Annotated in this window: 21 protein-coding genes and 1 riboswitch; of the genes, 14 read left to right on the top strand and 7 right to left on the bottom strand. The window is 33.8% G+C overall.

The features are described from left to right. Positions 1-38 precede the first annotated feature (38 nt). The 6 genes from cytX to AC1RPR_RS06605 form a co-directional block, all read right to left on the bottom strand. A complete protein-coding gene (cytX, locus tag AC1RPR_RS06630) occupies positions 39-1226 on the bottom strand; it encodes a putative hydroxymethylpyrimidine transporter CytX (RefSeq protein ID WP_481761946.1) in 1188 nt (395 codons plus the stop codon). A gap of 1 nt (position 1227) precedes the next feature. Beyond that, entirely contained in the window at positions 1228-1887 is a 660-nt protein-coding gene (gene thiE / locus AC1RPR_RS06625) for a thiamine phosphate synthase (protein WP_481761947.1), read from the bottom strand. Continuing rightward, a complete protein-coding gene (gene thiD / locus AC1RPR_RS06620) occupies positions 1874-2695 on the bottom strand; it encodes a bifunctional hydroxymethylpyrimidine kinase/phosphomethylpyrimidine kinase (protein WP_481761948.1) in 822 nt (273 codons plus the stop codon). The genes thiE and thiD overlap by 14 nt, the downstream gene beginning before the upstream one ends. After that, positions 2695-3492: a hydroxyethylthiazole kinase gene (gene thiM, locus AC1RPR_RS06615; protein WP_481761949.1), complete on the bottom strand. Its 798-nt coding sequence runs from the start codon at positions 3490-3492 to the stop codon at positions 2695-2697. Before thiM ends, thiD begins: the two co-directional genes overlap by 1 nt. Positions 3493-3550: 58 nt before the next feature. Further along, positions 3551-3657, bottom strand: a riboswitch (TPP riboswitch). Positions 3658-3734: 77 nt separating this feature from the next. Then, entirely contained in the window at positions 3735-5672 is a 1938-nt protein-coding gene (locus AC1RPR_RS06610) for an ABC-F family ATP-binding cassette domain-containing protein (RefSeq protein WP_481761950.1), read from the bottom strand. An 18-nt stretch (positions 5673-5690) separates the two neighbouring features. After that, positions 5691-6329 carry a CPBP family glutamic-type intramembrane protease gene (locus AC1RPR_RS06605; protein ID WP_481761951.1) on the bottom strand — a complete coding sequence of 213 codons (639 nt, stop codon included), beginning with the start codon at positions 6327-6329 and terminating at the stop codon, positions 5691-5693. Positions 6330-6554: 225 nt separating this feature from the next. Here AC1RPR_RS06605 and groES point away from each other — a divergent pair, with 225 nt between their 5' ends. The 4 genes from groES to AC1RPR_RS06585 all read left to right on the top strand — a co-directional run bounded on the left by groES (position 6555) and on the right by AC1RPR_RS06585 (position 11776). After that, complete coding sequence (gene groES / locus AC1RPR_RS06600) at positions 6555-6839, top strand: co-chaperone GroES (RefSeq protein ID WP_481761952.1); 285 nt, start codon at positions 6555-6557, stop codon at positions 6837-6839. A gap of 34 nt (positions 6840-6873) precedes the next feature. Continuing rightward, entirely contained in the window at positions 6874-8499 is a 1626-nt protein-coding gene (groL, locus tag AC1RPR_RS06595) for a chaperonin GroEL (RefSeq protein WP_481761953.1), read from the top strand. A 252-nt stretch (positions 8500-8751) separates the two neighbouring features. Then, positions 8752-10581, top strand: coding sequence for an APC family permease (locus AC1RPR_RS06590; protein WP_481761954.1), 1830 nt, complete (start codon positions 8752-8754; stop codon positions 10579-10581). A gap of 109 nt (positions 10582-10690) precedes the next feature. Further along, entirely contained in the window at positions 10691-11776 is a 1086-nt protein-coding gene (locus AC1RPR_RS06585; protein WP_481761955.1) for a glycosyltransferase family 4 protein, read from the top strand. A gap of 36 nt (positions 11777-11812) precedes the next feature. On the opposite strand, the gene AC1RPR_RS06580 is transcribed toward AC1RPR_RS06585, so the two are convergent. Further along, on the bottom strand, positions 11813-12448 hold the full coding sequence (locus tag AC1RPR_RS06580) for a YigZ family protein (RefSeq protein ID WP_481761956.1): 636 nt from the start codon (positions 12446-12448) through the stop codon (positions 11813-11815). A gap of 48 nt (positions 12449-12496) precedes the next feature. Here AC1RPR_RS06580 and AC1RPR_RS06575 point away from each other — a divergent pair, with 48 nt between their 5' ends. From AC1RPR_RS06575 to AC1RPR_RS06530, 10 genes are all read left to right on the top strand, one after another. Further along, positions 12497-13825 (top strand): ATP-dependent helicase ComFA, encoded by a 1329-nt coding sequence (locus AC1RPR_RS06575; protein ID WP_481761957.1) that lies wholly within the window; start codon positions 12497-12499, stop codon positions 13823-13825. Positions 13826-13941: 116 nt separating this feature from the next. Continuing rightward, on the top strand, positions 13942-14502 hold the full coding sequence (locus tag AC1RPR_RS06570) for a ComF family protein (RefSeq protein ID WP_481761958.1): 561 nt from the start codon (positions 13942-13944) through the stop codon (positions 14500-14502). Positions 14503-14707: 205 nt separating this feature from the next. Next, positions 14708-15268, top strand: a complete 561-nt coding sequence (hpf, locus tag AC1RPR_RS06565) for a ribosome hibernation-promoting factor, HPF/YfiA family (protein ID WP_409021489.1) — start codon at positions 14708-14710, stop codon at positions 15266-15268. Between the two features lie 153 nt (positions 15269-15421). After that, positions 15422-17785 carry a preprotein translocase subunit SecA gene (gene secA, locus AC1RPR_RS06560; protein WP_481761959.1) on the top strand — a complete coding sequence of 788 codons (2364 nt, stop codon included), beginning with the start codon at positions 15422-15424 and terminating at the stop codon, positions 17783-17785. Positions 17786-17879: 94 nt separating this feature from the next. Then, positions 17880-18996, top strand: a protein-coding gene (prfB, locus tag AC1RPR_RS06555; RefSeq protein WP_481761960.1) for a peptide chain release factor 2 whose coding sequence is annotated in 2 segments (ribosomal slippage) — positions 17880-17951 and positions 17953-18996 — 1116 coding nt in all. Because the reading frame shifts where the segments join, the coding sequence is not laid out codon by codon here. 96 nt (positions 18997-19092) lie between these two features. Then, positions 19093-19788 (top strand): cell division ATP-binding protein FtsE, encoded by a 696-nt coding sequence (gene ftsE, locus AC1RPR_RS06550; RefSeq protein WP_481761961.1) that lies wholly within the window; start codon positions 19093-19095, stop codon positions 19786-19788. After that, positions 19769-20656, top strand: coding sequence for a permease-like cell division protein FtsX (gene ftsX, locus AC1RPR_RS06545; protein WP_481761962.1), 888 nt, complete (start codon positions 19769-19771; stop codon positions 20654-20656). The genes ftsE and ftsX overlap by 20 nt, the downstream gene beginning before the upstream one ends. 130 nt (positions 20657-20786) lie before the next feature. Beyond that, positions 20787-21923, top strand: a complete 1137-nt coding sequence (locus AC1RPR_RS06540) for a PDZ domain-containing protein (RefSeq protein WP_481761963.1) — start codon at positions 20787-20789, stop codon at positions 21921-21923. Positions 21924-21947: 24 nt separating this feature from the next. Then, positions 21948-22649 carry a response regulator transcription factor gene (locus AC1RPR_RS06535; protein ID WP_481761964.1) on the top strand — a complete coding sequence of 234 codons (702 nt, stop codon included), beginning with the start codon at positions 21948-21950 and terminating at the stop codon, positions 22647-22649. A gap of 191 nt (positions 22650-22840) precedes the next feature. Next, positions 22841-23983: a sensor histidine kinase gene (locus AC1RPR_RS06530; RefSeq protein ID WP_481762412.1), complete on the top strand. Its 1143-nt coding sequence runs from the start codon at positions 22841-22843 to the stop codon at positions 23981-23983. Positions 23984-24170: the final 187 nt, after the last annotated feature.

Below are 24170 nucleotides of genomic sequence, written 5' to 3'. Positions count from 1 at the left end.
CTGGGGAGAACGCTAAATCTCTATTTTTTTGTAAATGGTTAATTTATATTTCTAAAATAATTTTTTGGTAAAATAAATTGGGATAGATAAACGAGTAATCCTAGTCCGAATAGAATAATAATTGTGGTTCCAAAAATAAAATCAAATTGTTGTAATTGATAGTACGCAATAATGCCAATTAACCACCAAATAATATTTAACCAATAAGGCAACGTTTTTTTCATAATAAAGTAAGTGACAAAAACAATTGCATATAATGGTGTAAAAACTGACGCGATAAAATATAAGAAATTTTGATAATTATCAATAGGAACTACCCATGCAATGACTAAGCCAAGCGCAACTATAATGATACTAATCAATTTCATATGTTTAAAGGAATGTATATTCTGAACGTTAATTGTTGCTGACATAACATCTAAAAATGTGGTTGTAACAGTTGAAAATATAATAATGAATAATGCGATTATACCTAAACCTGATGTAGCCAAGAACGAGGTAAAATCAGTGAATCCGGTTCTAGTTGTTAAAAGTAAGCCAATGGTAAACATGATTAAACTACCTAAAAAATAGCTAAACGAACTAACTGTAGACATAGCAAGTGGATGTTTTGTTGATTTTGTGTAATCACCTATTAGTGGTAGCCAAGATAACGCCATGGTGATATTTAATTCAACAGCTGATCCAAATGTCATATTTAAGCCATTGGAAGTATGTGAAACGGGTACTTTGAAAATTAAAAAAATCATGATACCTGCACCAATAACTAATAAATTAACAACAATTAAATTAATTCGATACAAACTATTTTCGCTAACTAATAACCAAATGATAATCAAAATAGCTATGACAAGTCCCATAATAATTGAATTTTTAAAATTAAGTAAGGAACTTGAAATACCATTCATTGCTGAAATTGCGTTGACGATCATAACAGCGGTCCAACCAATTAGTTGAATCAAATTGATAAGTGAAAATAAGAGCACACCTGTTGAGCCAAAAGCAACTTTAGTTGACTGAATGGCTGTCTGATGCTTTTTGGCACCAATATAACCAGCAGGTAGTAAGAAGAGACCACAACCAATTAAATGACCAATTAGAATTGCAAGGAAACCTTTAGAAAAGCCAAGTGGAGCTAGTAACATGCCCGTCATAATTTCGGCAATTGAAATGGCCGCACCTAGCCAAAGTAAAAATTGTCCACGTAATTCTTTAGTTTCTGTCATCTTAATCGTCCTCCAATTTAAAATAATGATTTATGGATTGAACTGTTTGTTCAATGTTCGGACTTTTAGCAATCAAGGAAATAACAGCAACTCCCGAAACAGTTGTAGTAGCCAGTTTGGCTAAATTATTTTCTGAAATACCACCAATTGCAACAATCGGGAGTTTACTAATTGATAGTAATTGATTTAAGCCAGCTATTCCGAGAGGCGCAGTCGCATCTGACTTTGATTTTGTAGGAAAGACAGGGCCACTACCAATATAAGCGATACCTGATAATTGATTGGCTTGTTTAATTTGATCGAGTGTTTGACAAGAAAGGCCAATCGCTAATTGACCCGCCGATTGATCTATCACATTTTGAATCTTTTGGTCATTTTGGCCAACGTGAATACCATCTGCTTGAATTTCAAGTGCTAAAGGTAGATCATCATCAATGAAAAAAGGAACTTGGTATTTTGTGCATAACCTCTGACATTCAATTGCGAGTGTCTTTTTTTGTATCCGGGTTAAAGGGGTTAAGAGATTTTTTTCTCTAAATTGGAAACAAGAAATGCCTGATTTTAACGCTCGTTCTAAAGTAGGTAGTAATTGATTGTCGGCGACGTCTTGAGTTCCTGCAATGAAGTAACTTGCTAACCATGATTGATTAAATGTCTTCATTTTGCGTTACCTCACGATATGCCCAATGATTTAATGGCCCGTGACCATGTCCAACGATAATACCGTTGCTAATTGTTGCTTCAACATATTTTTTAGACACTAAGATGGCCGTTTTAATATCTTGTCCTTTGGCAATTTCTGCTGCAATGCAGGCTGAGAGGGTATCACCAGTGCCATGAGTTCGAATTGTATCAATACGTTTCGAGCTCATCCAGAATGAATCGTTATCTTCTAATAATACAAAGTCATTTACGATATTTTCAGAGTTATAATGTCCGCCTTTAATGATGACGTTTTTTGCACCTAATAATTTAATCTTTTTTCCAGCTGCACTCATGTCTTCTTTTGAATTAATGGTCAAGCCAGTTATGACTTCAGCTTCTGGAATATTCGGGGTTACTACCGTGGCTAAAGGAATTAATTCTTCTTTGATTGTAACAACAGCATCCTCAGAAAGAAGTGTGGCACCGCCTTTTGCAACCATGACAGGGTCAACAATTAGGGGACCAAATTGATATTTTTTCAGATTTTTAACGACTACTTTAACGTGTTCTGAATCTGCAAGCATCCCTGTTTTGCATGCTTTAATGGCTAAATCATTTGCAATTGAGGCAAATTGTTCATTAATAATTTTAGCAGGGAGGGGAAGACTGTCTTGCACACCAAGTGTGTTTTGTGCAGTGATTGCGACGAGAACTGTTGCAGCATAGACATGCCGTTCTTGCATCGTTTTTAAGTCAGCTTGCATACCAGCGCCACCACTACTATCGGATCCAGCAATTGAAAGTGCTTGTGGAAAATCAGGCATTATAGGTCTCCTTTCATCGTTATCTGATTAGAAAGTTCATTTATCGTTATTAAATGTAGTTTATCAAGTAGGTTAACAATAAAACTACCTGGTTTTTCGGTAATTAACTCATCAGCAACAAGTTCACCAGTTGTTGCAAAGATAAGGCAGGCGATTCTTGCTGCTTCAAACTCATTATCTTTAGAGACAGCTGCAAACGCAGCAATTAAACTTGAAAGCATATCGCCTGAACCAACATGTGTTTGGAAAAGAGACGTTCCCTGTGTCACAGTTGCAACACGCTTTCCATCAGAAATATAGTCTGTAGGACCACTTAGAACAACCGTACAATTGTACCGTTTGGCTACAATTTTTGCGATTTCTGCTAAATCTGCAGAACCATTTCCTGCATCAATACCTTTTGCTTGCCATTCAACACCAGCTAATGCAGCAATTTCACCAGCATTACCGCGAATAAAATTAAAATGAAAATGCTCAAGCAAGTTTGTAATTACTTTTTGTCGGTAAGGCATGGCAACAGCAACTGGGTCTAGCACAAGTGGGATAGCTAAATCGTTTGCGATTTGACTAACCCTCTCAATGTAAGGTAATTCTGAACTTTTAAATGATCCCATATTGATTGTGGCAGCAGCAGAAATTTGTAACATTTCGGCTGCTTCTTCAATCGCACTGGGCATGATAGGGGAAGCGCCAATTGCGTTGAGTCCATTGGCAACGTCTTGAACCGTGATGTAATTAGAAATGTTGAAAATTACTGGGTTCTCTTCACGAAGTTTATCGAGTAGTTCTAATGGCATAACTTTCTCCTCTTGAGTACACAAAAACCCCACTCTTTGACAAAAAAATTGTAGAGTGGGGTCCTTCTTCACACTTTCCTACGCAAGTTTTGGCTTACAGGTTCGAAGGGATTAGGTTGAAAAAACCTATCTCAGTTCTTCTAAAGAACACCCCTAGTGTACTTATATTTTATTTTTAGATTACAACAAAAGAATAGGCTTTCATTCTTTAAATGTCAATAAATAAAAAAAAAAAAGCTAGCTTATTCTAAAGCTAAGCTAGCTTCTTCCCAATTAGTTTCTGCAGTCTCTATTGCAGTTTGAATAGATTGTAGTTCAGTTTGTAGTTCCTGAAGTTTATCTGCATCACTAAAAATAGTAGGTTGAGACATTTTTTCTTCAAGTTCTGTTTGATGAATTTCTAATTCACTTAATTCAGATTCTAAACGATCAATTTCACGTGTTAATTTACGTTGTTCCTTTTGCGTTTCTTTATTTTGTTGATAATTAGTTGTTGGTTTAACTTCAGGGACTTCTGAAGATGAGGCAATTTCAAGTGCCATTTTTTCGGCTGCGATAGCTTCTAATTCTTCTTTTTTATCAACATAATAATCGTAATCACCCATGTAGTAAGTAGAGCCTTCTTTTGAAACTTCAATAATACTTTCTGCAACTTTATTAATGAAGTAGCGGTCATGAGAAACAAGTAAGACAGTACCATCAAAGTTAGCAATCGCCTTTTCAAGGACTTCCTTACTATCAATGTCTAAATGGTTAGTGGGTTCATCAAAGATTAGGAAGTTATCTTTGTCCATTGCAAGTTTGGTCAAAGCAAGACGCGCTTTTTCACCACCACTTAAATTTGAGACACGTTTCAAAACGTCATCCCCAGAAAATAGAAATCCACCTAATAATGATCGAATATCTGTTTCAGGAGTTGAAGGATGATCATTCCAGAGTTCATCTAAAACAGTATTTTTATCTGTTAATTGATTTTGCTCCTGATCGTAGTAGCCAACATGAACATTAGCGCCAAGGAATGCTTCACCACGAATAAATGGAATTTGGCCTAAGATACTTTTAAGTAAGGTTGATTTTCCCACACCATTCGGGCCAACAATAGCTTGAACTTGATGCTTATGTAAATCAATTGAAACGGGTTCAGATAACACTTTATTATCGTAACCAACAGCTGCCCCGGCAACAGTTAAAACGATATTACCACTCTCATCTGCAGATTTAAAACTAAAACGAGGGGCTTTTTCGTCACCTTCTGGTCGGTCAAGTTTATCTAATTTTTCGAGTTGTTTACGACGACTTTGCGCTCGTTTTGTTGTTGAGGCTCGAACAATGTTTTTATTAACAAAATCTTCGAGTTTTTCAATCTTATCTTGTTGTTTTTCGAAAACTTTCCATTCTTGTTTTAAATTAGCTTCTTTTTTTACAATAAATTGGGAGTAGTTGCCATTGTAGTGAGTCGTTTCATTATGGCTCATATCATAAACTTCTGTCACAATTTTATCTAAGAAGTAACGATCATGAGAGACAATTAAGAGTGCCCCTGTATAAGTCTTCAAATAGCCTTCTAACCAAGTTAGTGTCTCAATATCTAAGTGGTTAGTTGGTTCATCTAAAATTAATAAATCACGTTTTTCTAAAAGTAATTTTGCTAAGGCTAAACGTGTTTTTTGACCACCAGAGAGAGTCCTAATATCGCGATTGAAATCTTCTTCATAAAATCTAAAACCATGTAAAACAGAACGGATTTCTGATTCATAACCATAGCCATTTTTTTCACTGAAATCATGTGAAACTTGATCATAGGTTGATAATAGTTTTTCAAATTTTTCAGAATCTTCTGCATTTTTAGGATCAGCAATTTGGGCTTCTAATGTATGAATTTGGATTTCCATTTTTTTTAAATAATCAAAAACACGACTCATTTCGTCCCAAATCGAACGTTCTGAAGTAACAGTTGTTGTTTGTGCTAAGTAACCGATGGTCATGCCTTTATGTTTAATGATTTGACCAGCATCAGTAGCCTCTTGATCAATAATCATTTTAATTAATGTTGATTTTCCAGCACCATTTCGACCAACTAGGGCTATCCTAGCATCGTCTTTGATATCCATATTTGCATTTTCAAAAAGAACATCTGCGCCAAAATAGCGAGCTGCTTGTTGTACTTGTAACAGAATCAAAATAATTCCACCTTTCTTTTAAAGTGACGATTGAATAATTAATACTAGACTATTCATAAGAATATGAGCAATCATTGACGTTTTGATGTCACCTGTTCGTTTGTAGAGGTAACAGAAAAGTAATCCAATTAAAAAGTAGATAGCTAAATGGCCATCATTATGTGCCAAACTAAATAATAAACTAGAAAGAATTGCGGCAGAAATAGGTGATATGAAACTTGCTAAATTGCCAAAAAAGACTTTTCTAAAAACGAGTTCCTCCATAATGGGAGCACCAAGTGAGACTGCCAACATATAATAAGGATATTTTGTAAAAATAGTCATAATTTCATTTGTATTTTGTGAGGGTACGGTCGTTTTTAAAATGGTGAATGAAATTAATTGAATAACTGTTTGGATTACTAACGTTAGAACGAATCCAAGAATACCCCACGAAATAATTTGTGACCATTTAGAGGAACCATCTATTGTATTTCTAGCACTGAAGTAATGATTTAACCAAATTAACAATATTGCTCCTAAAACATAATCAGCCGTCATTACTGGATAGATAACTGATTTTAAAGAAAATAGTTGATTCAGAATTGTTGGTAAAATAAAGATAACGAGGTAGCCTAATAAAATAGCGATTGAATTTTTACTAGTTGATTTTGACATGAGAACTCCTTTAACTGTAATTAGATAGTCGTGCATTTTTCTAGTGAATAAATTTGTATGATAAGTATAGCATAATTGACTAGATAGCGAATTCAATTCATATTAAAAATTCTATTAAATAAGAGCTGAAATGCTTGCAATTGTTTGAAAAATTGATTATAGTTAATTTTGTGATTAGCACTTAGGAAGATAGAGTGCTAAATAAAAGTGTTGGAGGGATAGAACGTGTTAAAACCATTAGCAGATCGTGTTATTTTAGAAGTAACAAAAGAAGAAGAAACAACAGTAGGCGGGATCGTCTTAGCAAGTAACGTACAAGAAAAACCACAAACAGGAAAAATTGTTGCAGTTGGTGATGGCCGTACGATGGATAACGGTGAAAAAATTGCTGTTGCTGTTAACGTTGGAGAGACCGTTTTATTTGATAAGTATGCTGGCTCAGAAGTTTCATTCGAAGGTAAAGACTACTTAATTGTTCATGAAAAAGATATCGTTGCAACAGTAGACTAATATAAATTTAAATTAAAGATGAGGTGGATTAATTATGTCAAAGGAATTAAAATTTTCTGAAGATGCTCGTTCAGCAATGCTTAGAGGTGTTGACCAATTAGCCAATACCGTTAAATCAACTTTAGGACCAAAAGGCCGTAATGTTGTTTTAGAAGAATCATATGGCTCACCAATTATTACAAATGATGGTGTAACAATTGCTCGTGCGATTGAATTAGAAGACCATTTTGAAAATATGGGTGCTAAATTAGTATCAGAAGTTGCTTCAAAAACGAATGATATAGCTGGTGATGGAACGACAACTGCTACTGTTTTAACACAAGCTATCGTCACTGAAGGTATGAAGAATGTGACAGCAGGTGCTAACCCTGTTGGGATTCGTCGTGGTATCGAAACTGCTACAAAAGCAGCCGTTGCTGAATTACATGAATTATCACACAAAGTTGAAACAAAAGAAGATATTGCTCAAATTGCTTCTGTATCTTCAGCTAATGAAGAAATTGGTGCTTTAATTGCTGACGCTATGGAAAAAGTTGGTAATGATGGCGTTATTACAATTGAAGAATCAAAAAGCATCGATACATCATTAGATGTCGTTGAAGGGATGCAATTTGATCGAGGTTACTTGTCACAATATATGGTAACTGATAACGATAAAATGGAAGCTAACTTAGAGACACCATATATTTTAGTAACGGATAAGAAAATTTCTAATATTCAAGAAGTCTTACCATTATTACAATCTATTGTGGAACAAGGTCGCCCATTGTTAATCATCGCCGATGATGTTGATGGGGAAGCTTTACCAACATTAGTATTGAATAAAATTCGTGGTACATTTAACGTTGTTGCAGTCAAAGCACCTGGATTTGGTGATCGTCGTAAAGCGATGCTTGAAGATATTGCCATCGTTACTGGTGCAACAGTGATTACTGATGAACTTGGTTTACAATTGAAGGATACAACAATTGAACAATTAGGTTCAGCTGGTAAAGTTAATATTACAAAAGAAAACACAGTTATTGTTGAAGGTTCTGGTGATAAAGCTAAAATTACAGAACGTGTTGGTTTGATTAAAAAACAAATCGATGAAACGACGTCTGAATTTGATCGTGAAAAATTACAAGAACGTTTGGCAAAATTATCTGGTGGGGTTGCTGTCATCAAAGTTGGTGCTGCAACTGAAACAGAATTAAAAGAACGCAAATACCGTATTGAAGATGCTTTGAATGCGACACGCGCTGCTGTCGAAGAAGGATTCGTTGCCGGTGGTGGTACTGCATTTGTTAACGTTATTAGTAAAGTTGCTGCACTTGAAGCAGTTGGCGATGAATTAACGGGTATCAAGATTGTTCAACGTGCTTTGGAAGAACCAGTACGCCAAATTGCAAAGAATGCTGGACTTGAGGGTTCAGTTATTGTTGAAAAACTAAAATCAGAAAAACCTGGTATTGGTTTTAACGCAGCAACAAATGAATGGCAAGATATGATTGAAGTTGGGATTGTTGATCCAACTAAAGTGACACGCTCAGCATTGCAAAATGCAGCTAGTGTCTCAGCCTTATTATTAACAACTGAAGCAGTTGTTGCAGATAAACCAGAACCAGTATCTGCAGCTGATCCACAACAAATGCCTGGTGGTATGGGCGGTATGATGTAACCCATTTGTCATAAAAAATGATGAAAATTTAAGAGCTATTAATCCGTGTTATTCTGGGATTAGTAGCTCTTTTTTTATGCTGAAAATAAAGTTTGTTTGCAGTATTGTATATTTAAAAATAAACGAGTAAAATAGAGTGAATTCGGTGAATAGAAATTAGTAATTAAAATAACTATTCAGTAAAATAAATGCGCTGTTTTGGCATCATTTATGAATGGATTTTTAAATATAGAACATAAGGGGTAAAGAGAAATGCGTCGTTATTTAAAGAGACTTTTAATTGGGAAGCCATTAAAATCTTCTGAAGAAGGAGATCAACAATTATCAAAATTTAAGGCATTAGCGCTCTTATCGTCAGATGCACTCTCATCTGTGGCGTATGGTACGGAACAAATTGTTACCGTTTTAGTGGGCTTTTCAGCAATGGCAATCTGGTATTCATTACCAATTGCATTGTTAGTCTTAGTTTTATTGGCTTCAATTACAATTTCGTATCGCCAAATTATCCATGCTTATCCTAAGGGTGGAGGCGCGTATGTTGTCTCAAGTAAAAACTTAGGTAAAAATGCTGGATTAATTTCTGGTGGATCGCTTTTAATTGATTATATGTTGACAGTAGCGGTTAGTGTTTCCGCAGGGACTGAGGCATTGATTTCTGCGGTACCTTCGTTATATGGACATCAAGTAGCAATCTCAGTGGTTATTATTATTTTGGTAATGGCAATGAACTTACGAGGCTTGCGGGAATCAGCTTCATTCTTAACTATTCCTGTTTATCTTTTCGTGGTTATGATTATATTGATGTTACTAGTTGGTGGTTATAATATTATGACAGGTCAAGTACCTTACCACGCAACAGCTGCTGTGGGTACGGCCGTTCCTGGAATTACACTAGCCTTACTTTTGAAAGCATTCTCATCGGGATCATCTTCATTAACTGGTGTTGAAGCAATTAGTAATGCAGTGCCTTTCTTCAAAAAACCACATGCTAAAAATGCTGCTGCTACTTTAACAATTATGGCGACGCTTTTGGCAGTCTTCTTTGGTGGAATAACATTCTTAAACTATTGGTATGGCATTATTCCTACTGAAAAAGTAACTGTTCTTTCACAAATTGCACAAACAACATTTGGACAAGGTATTTTGTATTACGTTTTCCAATTTTCAACAGTATTGATTTTAGTATTAGCTGCAAATACAGGTTTCTCGGCATTTCCAATTTTAGCGTTTAATTTAGCTAAAGATAAATTTATGCCTCATTTGTATATGGATAAAGGTGATCGATTAGGCTACTCTAACGGAATTATCACGTTAGCGGCCGGATCAATTATTTTAACATTTATATTTAATGGATCAACGTCATTATTAATTCCATTATATGCGGTAGGTGTGTTTATTCCGTTTACGTTGTCTCAGACAGGGATGATTGTAAAATGGTATCATGATCGCCCAAAAGGTTGGATTATGAAAGCCTTTTACAATTTCTTAGGGGCCTTTATCTCATTTAGTATTTTGTTGATTCTCTTTAGATATCGCTTATCAACAGTATGGCCATTCTTTATTATCATGCCAGTTATGTATATTATATTCTATAAAATAAATGATCATTACAATAAAGTTGCCGAACAATTACGTTTAACAGAAGAAGCAGAAATTCATGATTACGATGGCTCCACAGTTATCGTGTTAGTTAGTTCTGTAACGCATGTTACAACGGGTGCAATTAATTATGCACGTTCAATTGGTGACTACGTAATTGCAATGCACGTTTCTTTCGATACAAATCCGGAAAAAGAACATGAAACGGAACGTGAATTTAAAGAACGTTTCCCTGGTGTTCGTTTTGTTGATTTACATTCGTCATATCGTTCAATTGCTTCACCTGTTGTGAAATTTACAGATGTTATTGCTAAGAATGCCGCTGCTCGTAACTTCACAACGACAGTCTTAGTACCACAGTTTGTTCCAAGAAAACCATGGCAAAATATTCTTCATAATCAAACGAGTTTAAGATTGAGAACGGTCTTAAATTCTCGCGAGAATATTATTGTTGCAACATATAATTATCATTTGAAAAAATAAACATTGAAAAGTATCAATTAAATTTAATTGATACTTTTTTTGTATTTATTTAACAACGTGGTATAGTTAAGACTACTATGACAGAATATTTTTAAGGAGAGATATCAAAATGTTTCCAATTATCGTAGCATTTTTCGCAACAGCGCTTATCTCCGCGTTGCTAACTCCCGTTATTAGACTATTTTCAATTAAAATTGGAGCAGTCGATGTTCCAAATAATAGACGAGTAAATAAGGTTTCAATGCCTACAATGGGTGGATTAGCCATTTTTATAGCTTTTAACTTTACGAATTTTTTTATTTTAAAAAATCAATATCCAATAAAAATGTTAGTGACACTGTTTGTTGCTGAATTGGTAATTATTATCACCGGTGTTTTAGATGATAAGTTTGAATTAAAACCACGCCAAAAGATGTTTGGCATCACAGTTGCCGCCTTGATCGTCTACTTTTTTTCAAATATGCGAATGACGACATTCACTTTACCTTATTTTGGTATTATTAATTTAGGATGGATGAGTTTCCCTATTACAATTATTTGGATTTTAGCTATTACAAATGCTATTAATTTAATAGACGGATTAGATGGCTTAGCAACTGGGGTTTCCATTATTGATTTATTTACAAGTGGTTTGGTAGGCTATTTCTTTTTAGTTAATACAAATAGTTATATTGCAATTATGATGTTTACGCTGGTTGCTGCTCTGATTGGATTTTTGCCATATAATTTCTTTCCAGCTAGAATCTACTTAGGGGATACAGGCGCGTTATTTATTGGATTTATGATTTCAGTATTCTCTTTATCTGGACTTAAAAATGCAACTTTTATTTCTATTATTGTGCCTGTTTTAATATTGGGTGTACCAATTACGGATACTGTTTATGCAATGTTACGCCGGATTTTAAATAAAAAGCCTATCTCTCAAGCAGACAAACATCATTTACATCATCGTTTGATGCAAATGGGGTTAACGCATCGACAGACAGTATTAGTTATATATGGCATTGCGTTAATTTTTTCATTTATTTCATTACTTTATCCAATATCATCAATTTGGGGTTCAATACTAATGTCAGTTGCGACATTAGTGGGACTAGAACTATTCGTAGAGTCCATCGGATTAGTTGGATCTAAACGAAAGCCACTGCTAAATTGGATTAAAAGAATTGTTAAAACGATGACTTCAAAAAAATAGATAGTAAAAAGGATGTCCAGTAATTGGGCATCCTTTTTACTTAACTTGAATTTCATTATATAAATCTTGGCCTAATTTAAAAGTTATTTGGTTATTGAGTAGGTTGATTAGTTGATCTTGTAAGGTTAATATCAAATTTTTATCAACTGCTAAAGTTATTTCTACTGTTTCAAGATAGGTTGTGTGTTGGATTATAATTGAATTTTTTTCAAGATAATTTTCAAGTTTTCCAACATTTTGGTAAGCAATTTGGCAAATAAGTTCGGTTTGTAAAATACGTTCAACGATACCAATTTGTTCAATCGTCTGCGAAGCAGCATTACTATAAGCACGGATTAAACCACCAGCACCTAGCTTAATACCACCAAACTTTCGACTAACAACGATACAAATATTTTTAAGCTGATTTTTTTTAATAACTTCTAGAATGGGAACACCAGCCGTTCCAGAGGGTTCACCATCATCGCTTTGACGTTGGATTTCAGACTCAGTACCAAATGTGTATGCAAAACAGTGATGTCTTGCTTTAGGTTCTAATTTCTTGACTGATTCAATAAAAGCAACTGCATCAGATTCTGTCGCGATTCGAGTGACACGACAAATGAAGGAAGACTTCTTTTCAATTAATGTGGCTAAACCAGATTCTTTAATTGTTAAATAATTTTTTGACATAATTAAGGTTCCTTTGCGTATTTAAACTTATTGAAGGGATTGAGGAGAATGACACTTTCAAGTTTGTATGGTCGTTTAATAACTGATTCAGAAATTGACGAAACTATTAATTTAGATGAACTTACGTCGTACCCAGGAATTAGTATTGAAGATAAACAATTAATCTGTCGCAGATGCCTTTCACAACTTAATTTAAAGGAAAATAAATTACAAGGTGACCGGTACTATTGTTCATACTGTATGATATTAGGACGTATTTCAACTACGACTACACTTTATACTATACCTGAACCCAACTTGTTTTCAACTCAAAAAGGGAGTCCATTGACGTGGAATGGAGAATTAACGACTAGCCAAGAAATATGTGCTAATGAAGTGAAACAAATTTTTAAAAATTCGGGTGCCCGGCATTTACTGTGGGCGGTAACCGGCGCTGGTAAAACAGAAATGCTATTCAAAGGTATTGAAGCTGCTATTATGGATGGTAAGCGCATCTGTTTAGCATCACCACGGGTCGATGTTTGTATTGAATTATTTCCGAGATTGCAGGCAGCATTTCAAAATATTGATATTTGTTTGCTGCACGGAAAGACAACGGAACCATACCGTTATACCCAACTAGTCATCTGTACAACACATCAATTGTTAAGATTTCATAAAGCGTTTGACGTTATGATAGTTGATGAGGTAGATGCCTTTCCATATGCACAGAATCAATTACTGCTTCAAGCAACAACACAAGCAACTAAACAAAAAGGGGCAAGTTTATTTTTAACGGCAACCCCAAGTGAGGATCTGTTAAAGGAGGTTCGCTTAAAACAATTAACGGTTAGTTATTTACCAATACGCTTTCATGGTCAATTATTGCCTGAAATTAAAATTAAATTTGAAAAAGCGTGGGAAAAGAATTTAAAAAAAGGACGTTTACCCAAAAAATTAACACTGAAAATGACAGAGTGGCTAAAACGTAAGGATCCATTTTTAATTTTTGTGCCGAAAATTTGGTTATTGGAACCAGTAATGGAAGCATTTAAAAAGAAGTTTCCTAATTTAAAGGGGGACACTGTTTATTCTGAAGATCCAGATAGACTAGATAAAGTTAAGGCAATTAGAACAGGCGAACTACGGTATCTAATCACAACAACAATTTTAGAACGTGGTGTGACATTTGCTAATCTGGATGTTTTTGTTCTGGGTGCAGATGATAAAACTTTTTCAACGGCAGCGTTAGTTCAGATTGCTGGCAGAGTGGGACGTAATGTCAATCGTCCGTTTGGTGACGTTATCTTTTTATGTTGTGACTACACGATTTCAATAAAAAAGGCAGTTGGACAAATAAAAACGATGAATCGTAAAGCAAGGAAATTAAAGATATGAGAAACTGTCAGATTTGTCATAATACATTTAGTCAAAAATTAACGCTAGCATTTATATTATCGACTAAACCTTATGAAAAAAAGATAGTTTGTAAGAGATGCCAGGAGCAGTTACGATTGATTAATACTCAGTTAGCCTGTAGAGGATGCGGTCGAGAACAAAATAGGCCACAATTATGTGCGGATTGTAAGAAATGGCAACTTATTTATCCTAATTTAAATTTTCAGAATCAAGCGTTGTACATTTATAATGATTTTATGAAAGATATCATTAAAAATTATAAGTTTAATGGTGATTATCAGCTGAGAACTATTTTTCAAGTACAATTAAAGCACAAAATAGAAACAATTGATTTTGATTACCTCGTGGTGATACCTGTTGATTCTGAAACGTTAAATAATCGAGGATTTAATCAAGTCTGTGGTCTTTTAGATATTAAGCATGATCATTTTTTAGTGCGAAATAATACGGTTAAAGAAAAACAATCGCATAAAAATAGGCAACAAAGGCTTGAATTAATTCAACCGTTTGAACTTAGTCCAGATTGCCCAGATTTATCGGATAAAGTTGTTTTGATTGTGGATGATATTTATACTACCGGCCGAACACTATTTTATGCCCATATTTTGTTAGCACAAAATGCTAAAAGCATTAAGAGTATTACCCTTGCAAGATAATGAACAATAGGTACAATTTTTAAATAAATTAGTATGATATATTTAAGCAAAAGTTAAAATGACTGTTAACGATTACAATGGCGTTTTAAATAGATTTGTTAAGGGATATCATTTGTAAATTTAAGTCTATTCGCTTATAATTAAATCAAGCGGTAAGGTAATTAATAGTTTCGTTACCTGCTGTAGATTGAAGGGAGAGTTTATTATGTTAAAATACAATATTCGCGGTGAAAATGTTGAAGTTACAGATGTTACTAGAGATTATGTTGAAAAGAAATTATTTAAATTAGAAAAATACTTTACTGATACATCTAATTCAACGGCCCATGTTAATTTAAAAGTTTATTCAGATAAAACGGCCAAAGTTGAAGTGACAGTTCCGATGCCTTCTCTCGTCCTTCGAGCTGAAGAAACATCACAAGATTTACTTTCAAGTGTTGATCTTGTGACTGATAAATTAGAACGTCAAATTCGCAAATATAAAACTAAAATTAATCGCCAATCAAGAGGCAAGGGAATTAAAGATATTGAAATTCGTAATGAAATTGCTGATGAAGAATCAGATTCTATTGATGAAGTAAGCAAATTTGATGTTGTTCGGACAAAGCATGTTTCTTTAAAACCAATGAATAGTGAAGAAGCTATTTTACAAATGGATATGTTGAGCCATAACTTCTTTATTTACGAAGATGCTGATACAGAGGGTATTAACATTGTTTACAAACGTAAAGATGGTCGCTATGGTTTAATTGAAGCTGAAGATTAAACTAACCTTGAAAAGCCTGTTGAGTAAGTTAACTACTCAGGGCTTTTTTGTTATTTTAGTTTAAAATTTATTGATTTAGTGATACTATAAAAAATGATATTATAATTAAAAATAATTCAATAAATGTGTTTGATATATAAGGGGAAAAGCTAAATGGCAAATGTATTAAGACAATGGGTTGAAAGTGATAATCGTGAATTAAGAAAACTAGGCAAAATAGCCGATAATATTGAAAATATGGCCGACGAGATGGCTTTATTATCTGATGATGAACTAAAAGCTAAAACACCTGCTTTTAAAGCAAGATATCAAGAAGGTGAAACGCTTGATGATCTTTTACCAGAAGCATTTGCAGTGGTACGAGAAGCCGCAAAACGTGTGTTAGGACTATACCCATTCCGTGTGCAAATGATTGGTGGAATGGTTTTAAATAATGGTGATATTGCGGAGATGAAAACTGGTGAAGGTAAAACTTTAACAGCTACTATGCCCGTTTATTTAAATGCAATTTCAGGTCTAGGTGTTCATGTTGTTACTGTTAATGAATATTTATCAAGCCGTGATGCAACAGAAATGGGCGAATTATATTCATGGTTAGGTTTAACTGTCGGATTGAATATTAACGAAAAAACAGCTGAAGAAAAGCGCGAAGCCTACGCAGCTGATATTACCTATTCAACAAATAGTGAATTAGGCTTTGATTACTTACGTGATAACATGGTTGTTTATCGTGAAGATATGGTTCAAAGACCTTTAAACTATGTTATCGTCGATGAAGTTGATTCAATTTTGATTGATGAAGCTAGAACACCGTTGATTATTTCTGGTCAAGCTGAAAAGACGACTGCCATGTATGTTCGTGCAGATCGTTTTGTTAAAACGTTAACTGAAGAAGAAGACTATAAAATTGATCTTGAATCAAAATCAATTTCATTAACCGAAGAAGGAATTCGTAAAGGTGAAAAATATTTTGGACTAGATAATTTATATGATACAGATAATACAATTTTGACTCATCATTTGGATAATGCATTACGGGCTAATTTTGTTATGCTACGTGATAAAGATTATGTTGTACAAGATGGTGAAGTTATGATTGTTGATCAATTTACTGGTCGTATTATGGAAGGTCGTCGTTATTCTGATGGTGTTCATCAAGCTATCGAGGCTAAAGAACATGTTGAAATTGAAGACGAAACTAAAACAATGGCTAACATCACTTACCAAAATTTCTTTAGAATGTACAAGAAATTATCTGGTATGACGGGTACTGCTAAAACTGAAGAAGAAGAATTCCGTGAAATTTATAATATGGAAGTTGTTCAAATTCCAACGAATAAACCTATTATTCGTGATGATAAAGCAGATTTATTGTATCCATCTTTAAATAGCAAATTTAAAGCTGTCATTGCTGATATCAAAGAACGCCATGAAGCTGGTCAACCTATGTTGATTGGTACTGTAGCAGTTGAAACGTCAGAATTATTGGCACAAATGTTAGATGATGCTGAAATTCCACATGCTGTCTTAAATGCTAAAAATCATGAACGTGAAGCTGAAATCATTTTAAATGCTGGACAACGTGGTGCTGTTACCATAGCTACGAATATGGCCGGACGTGGAACTGATATTAAATTAGGCCCTGGCGTTAAAGAAATTGGTGGATTAGCTGTTATTGGTACAGAACGCCATGAATCTCGTCGTATTGATAATCAACTTCGTGGCCGTGCTGGCCGTCAAGGGGATGATGGGATGACACAATTCTATCTTTCTTTGGAAGATGATTTGATGTTACGATTCGGTTCAGAACGTATTAAGAGCTTCTTAGAACGTATGAACATTACTGAAGATGACGCTGTTATCCAAAGTCGTATGATTACAAAACAAGTTGAATCAGCACAAAAACGTGTCGAAGGTAATAACTATGATACACGTAAAAATGTTTTACAATATGATGATGTTATGCGTGAACAACGTGAGGTTATTTATAACCAGAGACAACAAATTATTATGGAAGAAAAAACATTAAAACCTGTTATTATGCCTATGATACAACGTACTGTTAATCATATTGTTCAGATGCACACGCAAGGTGACCAAAATGAATGGAATTTACAAGCTATTGTAGATTTTGCTGTCTCTTCAATGGTTAATGAAGACAGTATCTCATTGGCAGATTTAGAAGGTAAAGATGCTAACCAAATCGAAGCCTACTTGGTCGACCGCGCTGAAAAGAACTATGAAATTAAAGAAGATCAATTAGTTGATGCAGCACAAATGCTTGAATTTGAAAAAGTGGTTGTGTTACGTGTTGTTGATGATAAATGGACAGCGCATATTGATGCAATGGATCAACTTCGTCAGTCTATTGGACTACGTGGCTACGGACAATTAAACCCTCTAGTTGAATACCAATCAGATGGATTTAGAATGTTCGAAGAAGTCGTTGGAGCAATAGAATTTGAAGTGACACGTTTATTTATGAAAGCTGAAATCAGACAAAATATTAAACGTTAATCAAAAAGTTAATCAGAGAACATTATTAAAGAGTCACTTCCGAATTCGATAGAGTTTGAAGGTGACTCTTTTTAGTAAATTAAGGAGAAAATTGATGGAATTAAGCGATTATAGGAAACAAATTAATGAAATGGAACAAAAAATAACTAACTTCAGGGGGTCTCTTTGACTTAGAGACGCTGAATGAACGTATTTCTGAAAATGAAGAACGAATGGCTAACCCAGATTTTTGGAATCACCAAGAAGAAGCACAAAAAGTTATTGACGAAAACAATCAATTAAAAGGTAAATATGATGCGTTTCATGATTTAGAGAGTAAGGTATCAGAATTACAAGTCATGCTTGAATTATTACAAGAAGAAAATGATAATGATATGCTAATAGAATTTGATGACTTGTTTAACGAGACAAAAAAAGCACTCGACAAGTATCAATTACGATTATTATTGAATGAACCTTATGATAGCAGAAATGCTATTTTAGAAATCCATCCAGGTGCAGGAGGTACCGAATCTCAGGATTGGGGATTAATGTTACTTAGAATGTATACGAGATGGGCTGAAAAAAGTGGGCTAATCGTCGAAACAGTAGATTATCAATCTGGCGATGAAGCGGGATTGAAAAGTGTGACGCTTCTTATTAAGGGAGTAAACGCGTATGGTTATCTTAAGAGTGAAAAAGGGGTGCATCGATTAGTTCGTATTTCACCTTTTGATGCTGCTGGTCGACGCCACACGTCTTTTGCATCTGTTGATGTGATGCCAGAGTTGGATGATTCAGTCGAAATAGAATTAAATCAAGATGATATCAGAATGGAAGTATTTAGATCATCCGGAGCTGGTGGACAACATATTAATAAAACATCTTCAGCAGTTAGATTAATTCATATTCCAACAGGGATAGTAACTTCGAGCCAAGCGCAGCGGTCACAATTTCAAAATAGGGCAACGGCTGAAAGTATGATGAAATCTAAGTTATATCAACTTGAAATGGAAGCAAAAGAAAAAGAACGTGCTGCCATTCAAGGTGAACAAATGGATATTGGATGGGGGTCGCAGATTCGATCATATGTGTTCCACCCATACTCAATGGTTAAGGATCATCGTTCCGATTTTGAGACTGGTAATGTTCAAGCGGTAATGGACGGTGATATAGATGGATTTATTAATGCTTATTTACAGTGGAAATTAAAAAATGAAAATCCAAGTTAAAAAATGAAACTTAATTGTAAGACTACTGCAATATAAAGGTAAATAATCATGCTATAATGAAAATGTTATGAAAATAGACACAGGAGGATTCACTGTTTGATAGAATTTAAAAATGTATTTAAACAATATTCTGATGATATTATTGCAAGCAATGATATTAATCTTCGAATTGACCAAGGTGAATTCGTATATGTGGTTGGACCTAGTGGTGCCGGAAAGTCGACATTTATAAAAATGATGTACCATGAAGAACAAGCAACATCTGGTGAAATCACAGTAAATGATTTTCATTTAGAAACGATGAAACCAAAAGAAGTACCATTTTTACGAAGAGATTTAGGAATTGTATTCCAAGATTTCAAATTATTACCTCGTTTAACAATTTTTGAAAATATTGCATACGCGTTAGAAGTTATTGAAAAAGAACCTGCAGAAATTAAAGAACGTGTTGATTACGTGCTAGATCTTGTTGATTTGTCTGACAAGGCGGATAAATTTCCGGAAGAATTATCTGGTGGTGAACAACAAAGAATTGCGATTGCACGTGCAGTTGCAAATAAACCAGAAGTCTTAATTGCTGATGAACCAACGGGGAATTTAGACCCTGAAACGTCAGATGATATTATGTCAATTTTAGAAAAAGTTAATGAACAAGGGACAACAGTTATCATGGCAACTCATAATAGTATTATTGTGAACAAATATCCACATCGTTTGTTGGCTATTGAAGATGGCCGTATTGCCCGAGATGAAGAAGGAGGAAAATACGGTTATGAAAATGAGAACGTTTAGGCGTCATTTTGGTGAAAGTATTAAGAGTTTACGTCGTAATGGATGGATGTCTGTTGCTGCTATTAGTGCTGTTACTGTAACGTTAATTTTGGTTGGGGTGTTACTTTCAATCTTAATGAACGTAAATAAATTAGCATCTGATGTTGAGAACGATGTTCAAGTCAGAGTGTTTGTTGAACGAAAGACAACAAAGAATCAACAGGCTGATTTGAAAAAGAAACTTGAAAGTTATTCAGAAGTTAAAAAAGTTACTTTTTCAAGTAAAAAGGAGCAATTACAACAAGTTGTTGGTAGTTATGGTAATGAATTTAAGTTATTTGGTGGGGATGATAATCCACTATATGATACATTTGATGTTCAAACTAAAAAACCAAAACAAACTGAGCAAATTGCAAAACGTGCTAAAAGTTTAGATTATGTAAATGATGCTAGTTTTGGGGGCACATCTGCTAAAAAACTATTTAAAGTAGTTGGTAATATCCAAAAATGGGGTATGATTATTAGTGCTTTACTCCTCTTTGTTGCAGTATTCTTAATTTCTAACACGATTAGAATCACAATTTTATCTCGAAGAAATGAGATTGGAATTATGCGTCTAGTAGGTGCGACGAATGGATTTATCAGATGGCCGTTTTTACTTGAAGGTGCATGGACTGGGCTTTTAGGTGCTATCATTCCAATTATTTTAGTTGATTTTGGCTATATTTGGATTTATAACGGTTTACAAGTTTCGTTGGCATCAACTAGTTATCAATTATTAACACCAGGAACTTTCTTGGCAGAAATTGATTTATTATTAGTGTCAATCGGGATAATTATTGGTGCTTTAGGATCGTTCGTTTCAATGCGTCGTTTCCTTAAAATTTAATTAAATTTTAAAAGACTGATTTTGCTAAATGCAAAATTCAGTCTTTTTTGTTATTATGATTATCTTTTTTGAATCATGACAAAGCATGATATAATTTGAGTACTATATATTAAAGAAAATAGGTGCATTTATGGTAACGCTTAAAATTATTGGAAACTTTTTCATGCAACCAACGCTTTGGTTAGCAATTATACTGATTTATGGTATGTATACACGAAGAATTAAAAAAGAGAGACAAGCATTTAGAACAGCTGTCGATAGTGATTTTTATGAGGGACGTCATGCAATAAAAGTAGGCTTTATTTTTAGTATTATTGGATCAATGTTACTATTTGGACTAGGTGTTATGTTGCCTATTAACTGGGTAGTTATTTATGCTATTTTTATGATTTTAGGACTACTACTATACCCAGTATTTGATGCTATCTTTCCGCTATTTATTATATCGGGACTAGTATATGGGATGACTAAATCTCAATTAAGTAATTTTGAAATATTTAAATATGAAGAATTTCACGTTGAATTTACGACAGGGATTCTACTGATAGGGACAGTCATTTTATTTATAACTGCTTGTGCGCTGTATTTATTCAGAAATAGTCCCTTATCGCCGAACACACAGTCAGGTAAACGAGGGCGAAATATATCGTCGTTTAGTATGAAGGATCTGTATCTGGTGCCACTTGTAATTCTAACACCGGGTGATCAATTCCATAGTGTACTCTCTTGGTGGCCAATTATTCATATAGCAGGTACAGAATTTAACATCATTATTTTACCATTAATTGTTGGGCTATCATTACGTATCTATAAAGAAATACCAAGAGTAGCTATCAAATTTATAAAAAAACAATACTTATATTTAGCTTTTATAGGGACAGGTTTAGCGATAATGGCTATATTTATACCAATAATGGGGATATATGGATTAATTGTTCTATTAGTTGCGTATTGTATCAGCCAATATATGATCAAACGCCATGATAATAAACAAGAAAAATGGTTTGCAGAATCCAATGAAGGAATATTAATTGTAGGGGTACGCCCAGGTACGCCAGCTTCAAAGATGGACGTAGAGGTTGGTGATGTGGTCGTTCAATGTAATGGCATTGAAGTTAGAAACGAAACCGAATTGTATGAAGCATTACAGAGTAGCTCAACGTATTGTCGATTAAAAATTAGGACATTTAGTGGAGATACAAAAATAACAGAAAGTGCGATATTTTCAGACTCACCATATGAAATAGGGTTAGTCATAATTAAATAAATTTAGTTATCAGGGGGATAAATAATGAAAAAAATTTTAGTTGTAGATGATGAACCAGCAATTGTTACGCTGTTAACGTATAATCTAGAAAATGCGAACTATGAAGTGCATGTAGCAATAGATGGGCCTAGTGCATTTAAAAAAGCAACAGAACAAAATTTTGATTTCATTATTCTCGATTTGATGCTGCCTGGTTACGATGGTATCGAAGTTACAAAAAAATTAAGACAAGAAAAAGTAAAAACGCCAATAATCATTTTAACGGCTAAAGATGATGAATTGAATAAAATAATTGGTTTAGAAATTGGTGCAGACGATTATATGACTAAACCGTTTAGTCCAAGAGAAGTAATAGCAAGAATTAAGGCTATTTTGAGACGTACTGAACATGACTCATCTAAGGATGAACAAATTGATAATGAAGTGAGAGAATTTAAAGATTTTAAAATTGATTTTTCTAACTATTCAGTTTATAAAAATGATGAAAAAGTTGCATTAACACCAAAAGAGTTCGAACTTTTAGTATATTTTATTAAACGAACAGGACGTGTGCTAAGTAGAGAAAAGTTATTGAGCGGTGTTTGGGGATACGATTATGAAGGGCAAACAAGGATGATAGATATGCATGTGAGCCATTTACGCGAAAAATTAGAAGTAGATGCTAAAAACCCCCTATATTTAAAGACAGTTCGAGGATTTGGCTATAAGTTTGAGGAGAATAAATGAAACAAAAACTAAAATGGATAATTACGACGTTAATCTTGTTGCTAAATTTAACATTTAGTATGACACTTCTATGGGATGTATCCGGGAAACTTTTTAGTAAGAATAGTATTATTGGAGTAAGTGTGTTGAGTTTGATTGAAATAGCTATACTTTATAAAATAGCATCTAAAGCAGGTGCTGAGTCCGAATTAATGGCTAATATATTGAATAGTTTAGTCAATAAAGGAGATTCTTATCATGTATTACTAGATACAGATAGTCCCAATTTTGAATTATCGAAAGCCATTAATCGTGTTGAAAGTTATCAAAAGAAAAGAAATATTCACTATCAGGTACAAAATAATAACTATCTAAAATTAATTGAACATTTGACAGTTGGGGTTATGCAAATTGATCATAAAAGACAAGTACTAGTCGTAAATGATATGATTTCTAAATTATTAGGCCAACAGATAGAAAGTAAGCAACATTCATATATTGATGATATTAAAACATACAAATTGAGTGGACTAATTGAAAAAGCCATTAAAACACAAGATAAGCAAAGAGATGAAGTTGAAATTGCCAATACAAACAGAGTGGTTGATGCAACGGTCGTCTATATAGCAAATAACAATGTAGAATTTCAAGTAATCGTAATTTTATATGATATAACTGAGCTGAAATTATTAGAGAAAATGCAAAATGAATTTGTCGGAAATGTGAGTCATGAATTGAAAACACCAGTAACAGCAATTAAAGGATTTGCTGAAACTCTTTTAGAAGAATCTGTTGATTCAAGTACAACTAACAAATTTTTAAATATTATTTATGACGAAAGTGAAAAATTAGAAGTATTAATTCAAGAGATATTAAAATTAGCAAAAGGGCAAAAACCCAAAGAAAATATTTCGAGTTTCAATTTAGATGCTATGATAAATTATGAGTTAGATTTATTAAGTAGTACTATTAAAAGTAAAAATTTAATAGTAGACAAGAGAATAACAAAAGATCTTTATGTAAAGTTTGATAAAAATAAGATAGCCACTATCTTAGGTAATTTATTGCAAAACGCTGTTAAATATAATGTTGATAATGGGCGTATGGTAGTTGAAGTAGGCAAAATAAAGACAAGATTTTTTATAGCAGTATCAGATACTGGTATTGGTATTTCAAATCAAGACAAAAAAAGAATATTTGAACGTTTCTATAGAGTAGATCCGTCTAGAAATAAACAAATAGAAGGTAATGGGCTTGGCCTCGCTATTGTGCAGGAACTAGTGACATCAATGGGTGGAGAGATTAGTGTGAAAGATTCGAATGATAAGGGGACTGAAATTACGATTTATTTGTAATATTAAGAGATATTCACATAAATAGACTTGACCAAGAAAAAGAAAGCTGATATATTTAATAAGTGCTATTGAGGCGATAATGAATATCGCAAATAAAGTGTTGACATGAGATATACCAGATGGTATATTAATAAAGCTGATTGATACGGCAAGAAGAAATGAATATTTATTCAAAAAATTCTTGACA

Source organism: Dellaglioa sp. CoH-57-MRSF-22, assembly GCF_056781895.1.
Note: the sequence above shows the minus strand (reverse complement) of the source record. Positions and strands in the feature narration are given on the sequence as shown.